The 14,307-nt window shown below is 41.8% G+C and carries 9 protein-coding genes and 1 pseudogene; 8 read left to right on the top strand and 2 right to left on the bottom strand.

The annotated features are described in order from the left end of the window. A partial coding sequence (locus BT112_RS19330) for a transposase (RefSeq protein WP_139276312.1) occupies window positions 1-294 on the top strand: 294 nt, incomplete at its 5' end. A 163-nt stretch (window positions 295-457) separates the two neighbouring features. On the opposite strand, the gene BT112_RS19335 is transcribed toward BT112_RS19330, so the two are convergent. Both BT112_RS19335 and BT112_RS19340 read right to left on the bottom strand, forming a co-directional pair. Further along, complete coding sequence (locus tag BT112_RS19335) at window positions 458-2,296, bottom strand: sulfatase family protein (protein ID WP_072319115.1); 1,839 nt, start codon at window positions 2,294-2,296, stop codon at window positions 458-460. 431 nt (window positions 2,297-2,727) lie between these two features. After that, window positions 2,728-3,516, bottom strand: coding sequence for an AraC family transcriptional regulator (locus BT112_RS19340; protein WP_072319143.1), 789 nt, complete (start codon window positions 3,514-3,516; stop codon window positions 2,728-2,730). A 121-nt stretch (window positions 3,517-3,637) separates the two neighbouring features. Between BT112_RS19340 and BT112_RS19345 the strand changes: the two genes are divergently transcribed. From BT112_RS19345 to BT112_RS19375, 7 genes and pseudogenes are all read left to right on the top strand, one after another. Then, a complete protein-coding gene (locus tag BT112_RS19345) occupies window positions 3,638-4,984 on the top strand; it encodes a TolC family protein (RefSeq protein ID WP_072319116.1) in 1,347 nt (448 codons plus the stop codon). A 10-nt stretch (window positions 4,985-4,994) separates the two neighbouring features. After that, window positions 4,995-6,041 carry an HlyD family secretion protein gene (locus tag BT112_RS19350; RefSeq protein ID WP_072319117.1) on the top strand — a complete coding sequence of 349 codons (1,047 nt, stop codon included), beginning with the start codon at window positions 4,995-4,997 and terminating at the stop codon, window positions 6,039-6,041. A 2-nt stretch (window positions 6,042-6,043) separates the two neighbouring features. Continuing rightward, window positions 6,044-7,633, top strand: coding sequence for an MFS transporter (locus BT112_RS19355; protein WP_072319118.1), 1,590 nt, complete (start codon window positions 6,044-6,046; stop codon window positions 7,631-7,633). A gap of 379 nt (window positions 7,634-8,012) precedes the next feature. Next, window positions 8,013-8,618, top strand: coding sequence for a TetR/AcrR family transcriptional regulator (locus BT112_RS19360; protein WP_072319119.1), 606 nt, complete (start codon window positions 8,013-8,015; stop codon window positions 8,616-8,618). A gap of 119 nt (window positions 8,619-8,737) precedes the next feature. Next, window positions 8,738-10,090, top strand: a complete 1,353-nt coding sequence (locus tag BT112_RS19365; protein ID WP_072319120.1) for a TolC family protein — start codon at window positions 8,738-8,740, stop codon at window positions 10,088-10,090. 7 nt (window positions 10,091-10,097) lie between these two features. Next, on the top strand, window positions 10,098-11,162 hold the full coding sequence (locus BT112_RS19370) for an efflux RND transporter periplasmic adaptor subunit (RefSeq protein ID WP_072319121.1): 1,065 nt from the start codon (window positions 10,098-10,100) through the stop codon (window positions 11,160-11,162). A gap of 12 nt (window positions 11,163-11,174) precedes the next feature. Beyond that, window positions 11,175-14,304: pseudogene (locus BT112_RS19375) on the top strand (efflux RND transporter permease subunit). The last annotated feature ends 3 nt before the right edge of the window (window positions 14,305-14,307 follow it).

Here is a 14,307-nt window from a genome sequence, read left to right on the forward strand (position 1 = left end):
AACTGTAGGGGTTGCCCTCTAAGGGGCTTATGTCATAAAACCAAAGGCAACCGGACCATCCAGAGAAACCATGAGCTAATACGGTTAAAGGCCAAGGCCAAAGCACTGTTGCTCTCAGAACAGGGCATTGCCCACCGAAAAAGGAGGTGCTGGGAGGTGGAGGCTGTCTTTGGGAATATAAAGCAGAATATGGGCTTCAAGCGCTTTATGCTCAGAGGACTGGATAAAGTGGAAACCGAAATAGGGCTTGTGGCTATGGCACACAATCTTAAAAAGGTTGGGTTAAGGGCGTAATCCCACAACTTCTATTAACTCATTAACTTTTTAACCTTTAACTCTTATCAACTCCAAGTTGAAAACAAGCAAACAGACTCAATATAAAAAGACCGCCTAAAACTTTTTAGACGGCCTCTTTTTTTATTACTTTAATCCTGCATTCCAAAACCCCGTCACGCACTTAGTCCGGTGTTCTCGATAAGGCATCCAGAGACACTCTGAAGTTATTTATTTCTCCGCCAAAATAGAGGGGCATTCCCTGTCCGGGATTTTTTTCTCTCGACAGTCCGCATGAAACGTACCCGGAACGAATTCCCGTATAATCACCGCCTACCCGATTTTTAATAAGGATTTCTCCGGCGTATTTCAATTCGAAATCCCCTGTTTTCTCCAGGGCCAGGACCAATTGTCCTTCTTGGGCATCGACCTTTGCACTGTAAAATATTTCCTCTTCGTCGAAAGCTATACCCAACGTTCCCGATTTTACAAAAATCTTAAAACGGTTGAAATATTCCGCAATCACTCCGTCGTGGTCCATACCCCGGATGTATGCTGTGATGTAAAGTTTCTCTTCGGGTTCCCAGAGTTTCTTTTCGAAAGACATATCGTTGACACTGATTCCCTGCCGAACCTCATACGAACGATCGTAAAAATCGGGTAACGTTCCATGCCTGATCTGATCTTCGGTTTCTCCCTGCTTATCCAGCACATCAGCGAGGATTTTCCTGAGTCGCTTCCTGGTGGCGAGGTATGTATCGTCTCCGGCAAGACTGTGCAATTCCCAACGGTCCGAGTTCAGATCGTATAGCTCCTCCGGGGGCCTGAAACGGTACCGGTCCAGCAGAAAACGGGCAAGGCTGTCTTTTTCTGCCCTTTTTTCCCACGAATCAAAATAATACATATTACGTTCTACATCATCTATATGCGTAACAAACGGCACACCCGGATTATAATTACGGATGTAGTGGTACCCGGTTTTCTCTACAATCGTCCTCGAAGGCACATAATTATACCAGTATTGGGGTTCCATGGAGCTTTCTGCAAAAATATATTCTCTATGCTTATCCTGTTTTCCAAGTATCACTTCCCGGAAGGATCTTCCGTCCAATCCCTCCACAACCTCTCCGCCCGCCAGGTCTATCAGTGTAGGCGTCAGATCGGTCAGCGATATCATGGCGTCTGTCTGCGTACCCTGCGCTATCTTTCCCGGCCACTTTACAATAAAGGGAACCCGGAGTCCTTCATTATACGTCGTCCATTTTGCCCCTGGAAACTGTACTCCCTGGTCAGAGAAAAACATAAATATTGTATTCGCTTCTTCTCCTGCATCGTTTACGGCATTGACCATTTTTCCCAGCATTTTATCTGCTCTGGATATACTGTGATAATATGCAGCCATAGCTTTCCGGGTTTCCGGTGTATCGACCAGGTAACCGGGCAATGTCAGTTTGTCCGGATCCCACTCCCCGCCTTCTTTCCAGGGCACATGAGGCAACCAGGTAGCAACGATGAGACAAAGAGGTTTATCCGGGGCGTCCCGGAAATAATCAGAAATAAAATGTACGGTCTCGTTCCTCGGATCATCCCTGTTTTCTTCGGGAAGGTATTTCCCGAAATATTCACCAATATGTTTGTCAAACGGCGGTTTCGGGTATACGTCTATCTTCCCTGCTATAGCCACGTAATACCCCAGCTTTTTCAGATATTCCGGAAGGGTTTTCGTTCCGGGTCTCAATGCGAAGTGATTCATCTGGGCCCCATTGCTAAAAGGGTATAATCCGGTAAGCATGGTACTTCTGGAAGGAACACACATCGGTGAAGCTGCAAAAGCAGCATTGAATTTCATTCCCTCCTTGGCCAGTTGGTCCATATGAGGGGTCTTTACCTGGGAATTCCCATAGCAACCGACATCCATCTGACTTTGGTCGTCACTGATAAAAATAACAATATTCGGTCGTTTCTGAGCAAATGCTATATGAAACGATACCGTAAAAAGCAGGGAAATAACCTTTATCCTCATGGTTTTACTATATGGTGAAACAATCCGGGAAAAATCAGGGTGTTCTGGTGGAAAAGAATTACGAACAAAACACCTTTCTACAATACGTTTTAAAGATACGAAAACACCTGAAAAGCTCCTCCCCCTATTTCGAATAAGACCATAAACCGAACAAAATTGGCCATTTTATAGGTAAATAACACAGCACATATTTTTGTACAATTGCTGCTTAAGGTCATGAACGACACGATATACAAACCGTTTACACCTTACCCCTATTGTAGATTGTTTCGGTCACCACGAGGCCGGCGTACAAAGATAATTGTGTGTGTATAAGTGAGCCTGTTAAATAAAAAACAGGTAAATAGATATTGCACTACCCGGTATAACCGCTTCCACTATTTTCTATTACAAAACGGGCTGTTTCCCCGACTTTATACAGGCCTGTTTCGTTATTTCGAAGACATTACTTTAAAAACGGATGGCCGGATGTTGGTGAGTTGTTGAAAGTTATTGCTAAAAGCGGCTATGTTCGAATACCCAACCTCATAGGCAATCTCGGTCATATTCAGATCCGTATCTTTCATTAACTCCATGGCACGTATGACCCTCAGCATTTTTACATACTGGATAAAGGTTATCCGAAGTTTGGCCTGGAATAACCGGGTCAGACTTCGTACACTCATCCCAAACTGTTTGGAAACACCATCGAGCGTAAGACTTTCATTCAGTTTATTTCTGATATGCTCTTCTATACTATGGAGTCTTTTATCGTCTGTGGTCGGTAACTGAATCGAAAACCTTTTAAGGTTTTCCTTAGACAACAGATTTCTCAACGTCATTAAAAACTCAAACTCCCAGGAGCCTTTATAATAATCGCCCTGCCATTTTTCGCTGAAAGAAAGCATTTCCGACAAAAGCTTACTCACAGGATAAATTCCGAGTTCAGCATAAAAATCATCCGAACGTTCTCCGGGAAAATAAATATTAATGATAAACAGGTCCTGTGTATTAAACATCAGGTTATGGGAGTAATTTTCAGGTATCCAGATATAATGATTAGACGGAATATAATAGTCTTTTTCCGCAGTCTGCAGATACGCAATTCCTCCGAAAACTAACAGTAACTGTGCCTTATCATGCTCATGGGAAGGCAAACGCTGTTCGGTTTGCTGCCTCATGACCAATATCGAATCCGGGTTTCGGTCAACACTGCTTCTGAGTTGCTCAAGAATCTCCATGTGGCCAAATATAACAAATATCAGGCTAATTATATAAAAAAACAATGCGTACGCCGGGATAATTTTGCCCTGTAAATACTACTATTCATTGTGGAACATACCCTAATAAAAACCGACAGCTATGGAGATCAACCGGCATAAAAAAACAATACTGTTCACCACTGTAATTTTTCTGTTCGCACACCTGGACTTGCTGCATGCTCAGCAAAAAGACTCCGTCCCCAACTATACTTTAGAGGAAATATGGAAAATTGCCGAAACGAATAATCATCAGCTAAAATTATCGGATTTAAATCTTCGACAAAGCCAGTTGGAGATACTTGAGGCCAAGGATCGCCTGCTTCCGGAACTTTCCATTGTTGGTGATGTAAAACTCAATTCCAGGTTTCTCATTTATAACAACGGACTATTCGCATCTCCACAGGAGGTACCTGTCAAAGGTTATGGCTACGGAGTAGGATACAGCTTTAATTTCGATCTTTTCAACGGTGGTAAGGAAAAGAGAAATATTCAAATAAAGCAGGAAGAAAATATACGCAGACAATACGAAGTGAACCTGCAGATGCAAAATATAAAATACACTATTGCCGTTGCTTATTTCGGCCTTTTTAAACTGCTAAAATTCCGTGATTTTATTTGTACTGAAATCGATGCGGAGAAAAAACAATTATCCCTGATCGAAAGCTTATATAACAACGGTATCGTATTAAAAAGCGATGTGCTGAGAACCTCGGTGAAATTGTCACAGTTGGAATTAAATCTTTCAGATATTAAAAAGAAAATCGACCTTGCCACACACCGTCTCAACATCTATATGGGTCGTGATGTCCGGGGACAATTAAAGATTCCTTATCAGCAAGCGATAAATACGGATATCGTCATCGATTCGGATTATACCGATTACATGGATATTGCGTTCAGCCAATCGCCCGAGTACAAAATAGCCGACAGCGACAACAAACTAAGCGAACTGAATATCAAACAGGTCAAAGCCACTCTCTTTCCACGGGTTTCCTTGTATTCCAATTATAATTACACATATCCGCAGATCTCATTCTATCCTTATTCGAAGGACTTATGGGGATTTGGGCAAACGGGAATCAAAATGCAATTCTCCATAGATAATCTACACAAAAACAAACACGCTGTAGCACGTGTCCGGATGATAGACAATCAGGTAAAAGAAAAAATCAAAATTAAAAAAGATGAAATTTCAATTCAAGTCAAAGAAGCTTATTTACAAAGGCTACAGGCTATGGAAAGTTTAGCAATGGCAGAAAAAAATATTGTAGAAAGTAAGGAAACGGTTCGCGTAATCAAAAACAGCTACCTGAATCAGGAATCACTTTTAACGGATCTTCTGGAAGCAGAAAACGCTTTGCTGGAAGCTAAATTTAACCTGATAACCGCACAGGCAGATTTAAAACTGAGCCATATCCGATTATTGGCAATCACAGGAATTCTTTAAAATAAAAAACATGAGCAAAGAAAGATCAGACAAGATAATCATAACCCTGACAACGTGGTTGGGAATCGTACTATGTACAGCAGTTATCATTTGGGGAACGGTTTATTTCTTAAAAGGGTATCGTTACGAGCAAACGAATGACGCACAGGTAGATGCGTATCTGTCTCCCGTAAACGCAAAAGTAGGGGGTTACATCGATAAAATTTATTACAAAGACAATCAACAGGTTGAAAAGGGAGATACCCTTGTGGTTATTGAGCTTAACGAGTACGGACTGAAAAGGGATGCTGCAGCGGCGGAACTGATGAGTTCGCATGCCAGGTTACCTGTTTTGGCTGCCAACGTAGAAACACAAACCAAAAACATCGCGGTCATAAAAGCACAACTCTCGGGTATTAAAGCAAAATTAAAACAGCAACAAAATGAATTCGAACGCTATAAAAACCTATTGGCTGATGAAGCTACGACCCGGCAAAAATTTGATCGTGTGAATGCTTCTTTAGCCATTACACAATCTGATTATAATCAGGCTATAGCTTCTCTGCACGTAGCCGAATCCAGGCTCAAAGATCTGGGGGCACAACGCCGGGCTATAGCGGCAGAAATCAAGATCAAGGAAGCACTGCTTAAAAGGCAGGAACTGGATGTTAAATATACCGTAATAACCGCACCTTTTGACGGACAGCTTGGTAAAAAGACCATTCAGGAAGGTCAATTGATACAGCCGGGGCAGACATTGGCATTTTTGGTGAACAAAGCCGAAGAAAAATGGGTTATCGCAAATTTCAAGGAAACCCAGATCAGACATCTCCGTTCAGGGCTGCCCGTGTCCATAGAGGTCGATGCTTTTCCGAATGAAAAATACAACGGAATTATCGAATCGCTTTCTCCCACTACCGGCTCCCGCTATTCCTTGCTTCCGCCGGATAATGCCACAGGAAACTTTGTTAAGATCACCCAGCGTATTCCGGTCCGGATCAAGCTTACCGACACCTCCGAGAAATTGGCTAAAATCGCAGCCGGAATGAATGCCAATGTTTACGTCATAAAAGATTGATTATGCAAGCACACAAAATTCCGGTTTTCAAACTATGGGTGCCCAAGTGGTTGGCAATAGCTGTGATATTGGCTATTTTGATGACCTGCCTGTTCAGCTTCGCCTTTTACAGCAGTCCTGTTACGACCATGGGGTTTTACGGCATACAGCCTACCGATGTTCAATATGCCATGATCGTCCTTTATGGCTCAACCGTAGCTTTTCTGGCACTTGATTTTCGTATCGTAAAGTATTTTGCTCCCAGAAGATATCTGATTATAGCGCTCGTTGTCAACACTATATGCTCCTTTGCCTGTTTTCATTCCAGAGACTGGGTACTATTTGTCGTCTGCCAGTTTATACAGGGCATCACCTGTGCATTGATGTCGGGCATTGTCCTGCAACTGACTTTTCCGAGACTCCAGGTTACACGGGCCAGGGTTATTGCCTATAGTGTACTCTACGGATGCATACAAATCTCTCCCCCGTTCTACTCCATCTATTCCAGTGTAATACTGCATACTTACAACTTTAACTGGTTGTTTTACAGCAACACTATATTACTCATCATCCTGACCCTTGTGGTGTTACTAACGATGAACGGCCAGGCAAGATTTACAAAAAAAATACCGCTCTACCAGGTAGATTGGGTGGGGTATCTCTTTTATATATTTTTTATTCTGTCATTGGGTTATATATTCATCTACGGGCATCAGTTGGGCTGGTTGGACAGCTCATTCATCCGGTTTCTATGTTTCAGTAATTTGCTCATCCTTATATTGTTTATCAGTAGAGAATCGAAACTTAAACGACCACTAATCAATTTACGGATTTTTAAAGAAAAGAATTTTATCATCGGTCTGTTACTGCTTTTTACATTCTACATTTTCAAAGGCAGTACAGGGCTTGCCTATGGTTATCTTGACATCATCTTGGGCCATGATCCGTTAAGTACTATACCTATATGGACCGCCGTAATTGCAGGAACCGTCCTGAGTATGTTTGTTACCTCCCGCTTTATCCTGAAGGGTTATAACCTGATAAAAATTATCATAGCGGGGTTCGGGTGTATGGCACTATACTATACCTGCATGATACTTTTTGTTTCCAAACAGGGAGAAACCGGTGACTTTATGCTGCCCATGCTTATCTATGGTATCGCCACAGGGATACTGTTTGTTCCGATCGTTTCATTTACCACTTCTGCCTCCCCGCCGAAAATTTCGATAAATGCTTCGTTACTCGGCATTTTTGCAAGATTTACCGGTTTTACCGTAAGTATGGCTTTTAACAACGAGTTTCAATTATACACCACATCAGCGGTACGGGAAAAATTCCGGGAAACATTAACCGAAACTACTCCCCAATGGCGTATCGCTTTACAGGATATTCAGAACCAACATATAAATGCGGGTAGTGATATATATACTGCAAAAGAAATATCAGGAACGTTTTTCAATCATTTAATAGGGGAACAGCTATTGATCAGGGCCACAAGAGACTATTATTTTTTGATGCTCGTCGGGGTAATTTTTGTGATCGCCATTCTTCTTTTATCACCCCAAATCCGGAATGTGGTCTTGAGAATACGCAAAACCAACATTCCCTATTAAGTTTATATCCGATGAGAAACAGGATGCGATAAAAAACGAGTATCGATCATATAAGATATAAAAAAACTGCTGATAAGAATATTCAAAAACAGAGCTCAGGGAGAACAAGGATTGTAAATCCAAAAACAGATCATAAACTGATCCCCGATAATGAGCTGAAAAAATAATATAAGATACGAGCTACAAAAGCTATTTGATGTGGACGATTTGTTTTTTAGCTAACAGACCTCCTGAACTACAATGGTCTTTTACCCAGTTTTTGAAGTCAGACCTTAATTTTCATGTATAGCCCGGCGAACCCTCAGGATTAAAAAATTTTACATGAGAATTTGGTAAAGAATAATTTGTTTCTATATTTGCATACCAAACGTTCGGTTTTATGAAGGATTCTAAAAAACATATTCTAAAAACTTCATTACTCCTCTTTTTACAAAAAGGGTTTAAGGAGGTAACCATGAATGAGATCGTAAAGAGCTCAGGCTTTTCAAAAGGGGCTTTTTATCATTATTTCAGCAGTAAAGAACAGGTGTTTAAAGAAGTGATTGATGTGTATTTCAGACAAATGCTTCATTTGGATTACAATACTTTACCCTCAGATTCTTTACAATCTTTTTATAAGGCCAATCTGAAAATTCATCAGGACCGCGATAAAATATTGCACAGTTGGTATAAGGAAACTTTTGATGGGGATTTCCCCAATAATATCTATTATATTCTATTTGATGCCCTTCGTTTATTACCAGAAATTAAAGAGCAACAGACAAATAGGATTCAGGAAGAATTGAAGGCTTGGGAAAAAGTCATTACCAATGCAATGGCAACCGGGGAAATCAATACTACGTTTTCACCTAAAAATTTAGCGAAGCTATTTGTATATAGTAGTGATGGAATTGCAATGCACATGATAATGATAAGCAGTTCTGATAAGCTTTTTAATGAGGTAAAAGAAATCTGGAACAGTCTTTACGAAAGTGTAAAAGCTTAAAAAATTTTACACGAATACATACCGAATGGTCGGTTTTAATAATATATTGAATAAATAACTCTTAGCCTAACTAATTTTAATTATAAACATACCGAACAGTCGGATTAAATATAAATTAAATGAAAATAATAAAAAAACTACTGGTCCTCTTTGGAGTGTTCTTTAATACGTGTCTGCAAGTAAATGCTCAGGAATCAAAAGAGCTATCCTTAAAAGAGGCGCTGAATTACGCCCTCGAGAATAAAGCAGAAGCTAAAAAAGCACAATTGGAGCTTACCAAAAGTGATTATCTAATTCAGGAAAAGAGAGCTGAAATAATGCCAACTATCGCTTTGGATGGCAGCCTGATCAATAACCCCATTCTTCAGGAAACAGCCTTGCCCGGAGAAATTCTGGGAGAACCCGGCACGGTAATCATGGCGCCTTTAGGACAAAAATGGAACGCTGATGGCGGCGTTAATCTCACCCAGAAGTTATTTGATCAATCGGTTTTTATCGGGTTGAAAGCGGCAAAATCTACCCGCGAGTTTTACCAGATCAATCAGAAACTCACCGAAGAAACTTTGATCGAAAAAGTAGCTTCTCAATATTACAGCACCCTCATTTTGCAAGCTAATCTGGCTGCAGTAGATACCACATATCAAAATACCGTGAAAATTCAGCACATTATTAATAATCAATTTGAGAACGGACTGGCTAAAGAAATCGATGTAAAGCGTATTCAGGTAAAAGTAGCTAACCTTGAGGCGCAGCGGCAAGAACTACAGAATTCCATTCAAATCAGTAAAAACACGCTTAAGCTTTTAACAGGGCTACCTATGGAAACGCTGATTACATTAACGTCAGAACCTGTTCCGCTCCTACCTCTTAGTGAAAAAGAAACTTTTGACGTAAGCTCACTGAACGCCTATCAATCCCTGGTTAAGGAGAAAGCCTTACGCAACTATGCGTTGCAGGAAAGCAAAGCCGCCAATTATCCTACGCTCAGTCTTAGCGCTCAATATCATTATCAGGGTTTAGGCGATACGTTTCCTATCGGAAAGGGTGAAGCCCGGCAGGTGTACTGGACCGATTATTCCAGTATTGCCCTTAACCTGCACATCCCTGTTTTTTCAGGATTCAGAACACGCGCTAAAGTAAGACAGGCGCAATTGGATGTGGAAGCCATTCAACTGGATATAGCGGATAAAAAACTATCGCTCCGGGCAGATTTCGAAAACGCTAAAAATCAAATCAGAAACAGTGAGATCACCATAGAAAACCAGCAGCAAAATGTAGTGCTGGCCAAAGAAGTCGTGGAAGATATTCAGAACAACTACACCAACGGACTCGCTCCGTTAACCGATGTTCTGGATGCAGAAACTTCACTGATCGAAGCACAGAATAATTATAACAAGGCGATACTCGATTATCGCCTGGCACAACTGGAATATTTAAAATCGAAAGGCGAATTACAAACCCTCTTAAAATAAGCACAAAATGAAAAAAACAGTATATACCATTATCATCTTCTGCCTGGTACTTGGCGGGGCAATATACCTCCTTCTTTCCAATAAAGAGCAAAACCAGCAGGAAACCGCTCTTATTACTCAAAAGAACGATGCAATTAGTGTTAAAGCAGATACGGTAAAACGCATCACCCCACAACTTAGCTACAGGAGTAACGGAACGTTTAAACCAGAACAGGAACTCATCGTCACCCCAGAAACTTCAGGGACCATTCTGAAAATTACGGTTAAAGAAGGAGACCCGGTGAGCAAAGGGCAAACCCTGGCCTATCTTAAAAAAGATCAGATCAATGTGTCCTACCGGAATGCGGATGCCAACTACCGCAATGCTTTAGAGAACTACGAGCGTTATCAACGCGCTTTTAAAACAGGCGGAGTTACCCGGGAACAGTTAGAGCAAATCAAATTGCAATTAGACAATGCCAAATCAACGTTGGAAAACGCCAACCTGGACTTAGAAGACACCCGTATTAAAGCTTCCATAAACGGTGTTATCAATAAAAAATTCGTAGAAACAGGGGCTGTTGTAAATACGACGACCTCACTTTTTGAAATTGTAGATATCAATACACTAAGGCTTCAGGTAAGCGTACCGGAACTACAGGTTTCTCATATAGCGGCAGGCCGGGAAGCGCAGATACGATTAAATGTGTATCCGGACACCACGTTTACAGGTAAAGTTGCTTTTGTAGCGGCAAAGGCAGACCGCTCCCTGAATTTCCCGGTAGAAATAACCTTGCAAAACAGCACGACTCACCCCATAAAGGCAGGGATGTACGCTACAGCCATCTTTAGCACCCCTTCCGAACCAATAAACACGATAAAAGTTATTTCCCGTAATGCTTTTACCGAAGGCTTGGGAGAAAGTGAGGTTTTTGTGGTAAAAAACAATAAAGTTCACCTGCAAAAAGTACGAACAGGAAAGAATTATAATAATCAGGTAGAAATTCTTGACGGTTTACAGGTTGGGGATGTGGTCGTGACCAGCGGACAGATCAATTTGGAAGATCAATCTGCAATTCAAATTATCCGATAAATATATCACCCTATGAATATAGCAGCAATACCTATCAAACGTCCCACGATTGTCGTGGTTCTTTTCACCATTCTTATTTTAGGCGGACTTTATAGCTACAGTAGGTTGGGCTATGAACTGTTACCGCAATTCAGCCTGAATATGATTACCATTTCTACTCCATACCCAGGGGCTTCTTCCAGCGAAGTAGAAAACTCGGTGACCAAGAAAATTGAAGATGCCATTTCTTCGGTGGAAAATGTAAAGAAAATAGAATCCAAATCTTTTGAAGGACTTTCCACAGTAATGTTAACCCTCAACTCGGATGCCGATGAGAACGAATCCCTGAATGATGCGCAGCGTAAAATAAATGCGATTGAAAAAGACTTACCTGAAGATGCTGACCCACCGTCACTTAGTAAATTTTCGCTTAGCGACTTACCGATTATCACGATTGGTGCCACCGCCAACATGGAAGAGACCGAATTCTATGATTTACTGGATAAAAAAATAAAACCGGTGCTTTCCAGCACCAAAGGTGTAGGCCAGGTCAATGTAATCGGAGGCTCCGAAAGGGAAATCCAGGTGAACATTGATCCCGAAAAAGTAAAAGGCTTCAATCTGACCTTACCCCAAGTGGTCAGCACAATTTTGACCTCCAATATTGATTATCCTACCGGAAATTTAAAAACCCGTCACAATCGGGTACTGATCCGTTTATCGGGTAAGTATGAAAACGTCGATGAGCTACGCAATTTAGTGGTGAGTTCAACAGACGGAATTCAGGTTCGGGTACGCGATATTGCCGAAGTAAGGGATACCCAGAAAGAGGTCAATAAAATTGCCCGTGTGAATGGTCAGGATGCCATTATAATGCAGGTAATGAAACAATCTGATGCCAATGCCGTGGAAGTAAGCAGGGTCATACGCCACACTTTACAACACATGGAAACGCAGTATGCCGGCAATCATGTAAAGTTACCTATCGTCGATGATAGCAGTGAATTCACCCTGCAAGCGTCTGATGCCGTAATGCACGATTTAATATTAGCCGTAGTACTGGTCGCCGTAGTCATGCTGTTTTTTCTGCATACCATCCGAAATGCTTTTATCGTCATGATCTCCATTCCCGCATCACTTATCGCTACCTTTATCGGGATGTACCTCCTGGGATATACACTCAACCTGATGAGTCTATTGGGACTTTCGCTGGTAGTTGGTATTCTGGTCGATGATGCTATTGTAGTACTGGAAAACATCTACCGTCATATGGAGATGGGAAAAAACCGGGTGCAGGCCGCTTATGATGGCATGGTAGAGATCGGTTTTACTGTTTCCGCAATTACCCTGGTTATTGTGGTCGTATTTCTCCCTATTGCCATGAGTACCGGTTTGGTTTCCGATTTAATTGCCCAGTTTTGTGTTACCGTCATCCTCGCTACCTTATTCTCCTTACTTTCCTCTTTTACCATTGTTCCGTGGCTTTCTTCCCGCTTCGGCAAATTAGGAAAGATCACCGGGAAAAATGTCTTTGAAAGAATCATTCTGGGTTTTGAAAAAGGACTGGATAAATTCACCCATTTTGTAAGTGATTTATTAAAATGGTCTTTGGTTCATAAAGGGAAAACCACCCTCGTTGTGATATTATTATTTATAGGTTCGTGTTCACTTTTGGTAATGGGCTTTATCGGTGGGGAATTCCTTCCTCCGGTAGATCGCGGACAATTTGTGGTACAACTGGAACTCAACAAAGATGCTTCTTTGGAAAACACGAATCTGGCCACTCAAAAAGCGGAAAAAATACTCGGGCAACATCCCGAGGTTACCCGCTTAGTCACTACTGTTGGGCAAAGTAGTGACGGAACGTTCAGCACTCAGGAAACTCCTTTTAAATCCGAAATTACGGTAGCCCTGAAAGACAAGTCTGAGCGCAAGGATAAAACCACTGTTTTTGCCGCCAAAGTGAAACGGGAATTGCAAAAAGCTTTGGTCGGGGTAAAAATTAAAACCGCTACGGTAAGTATAGTCGGAGGTGCTGACGATGCACCGATATCCTTAACCATTACTGCCCCTGATTATACAGATGCACTGGAATTTTCCAAAAAGGCCCTGGATTCCTTAGCCAAAGTTCCGGGAGCTACCCAAATAAAAACCAGTGCCGAAAAAGGGAATCCCGAAGTACAGGTTTCCATAGACCGGGATAAAATGGCAGCTTTGGGTATTACATTACAGGATGTGGGACTGGCCATGCAAACCGCTTTTAACGGCAACACCGACGGAAAATTCCGTGCCGGTGCTTATGAATACGACATTAACATTAAATACAATGCAGCGCACCGGTTATCTATTCAGGATGTCAGGGATATTTCTTTTGTTAATGCTGAAGGCAAAAGGGTCAGACTCTCACAATTCTCGAAAATTACGGAAGGTACCGGGCCCAGTTTTCTGGAACGCCGGGACAAAAGCGCAGCGGTAACCATTTCTGCACAGGCGGCAGGAAGACCTTCCGGTGATATTGCCGCAGATTGGGAAGAAGCTTTTACCAAGATTCCGCGAGAAAATGGCGTAAGTTATATCTGGGGTGGCGATATGGAAAATCAGTCCGATAGCTTTGGAACCCTACTCATCGCATTATTGGCAGCTATTATACTGGTCTATCTTATTTTGGTGGTTTTATATGACAGTTACCTCTACCCGTTGGTGGTGCTTTTTTCCATTCCCCTTTCTTTTATCGGTGCACTTTGGGCCTTGGCGCTTACCAATAATGCGCTGAACATATTTACCATTTTGGGTATTATTATGCTTATTGGTTTAGTAGCTAAAAATGCGATTCTTCTGGTCGATTTTACCAATCAACAGAAAGCACAAGGGCAAGATACTTTTACTGCCCTTGTAAGTGCCAATCACGCCCGCTTACGCCCTATTCTAATGACCACCATAGCCATTCATCGGTATGATCCCCATTGCCCTGGCCACCGGGGCCGGTGCGGAACTAAACAACGGATTGGCCTGGGTAATCATTGGCGGGCTTATAAGTTCACTGCTGCTAACCTTGATTGTGGTGCCTGTGGTCTATTCTGCCTTTGATAGACTTGCTGGAAAATTTAAAAGTAAAAACCGTAATGCGGAAGCCATCAATAATTTAGTAACCTCAAAAAATTAAGGA

It is taken from the genome of Sinomicrobium oceani (genome assembly GCF_900119185.1).
GTDB classification, from domain to species: Bacteria; Bacteroidota; Bacteroidia; order Flavobacteriales; family Flavobacteriaceae; genus Sinomicrobium; species Sinomicrobium oceani.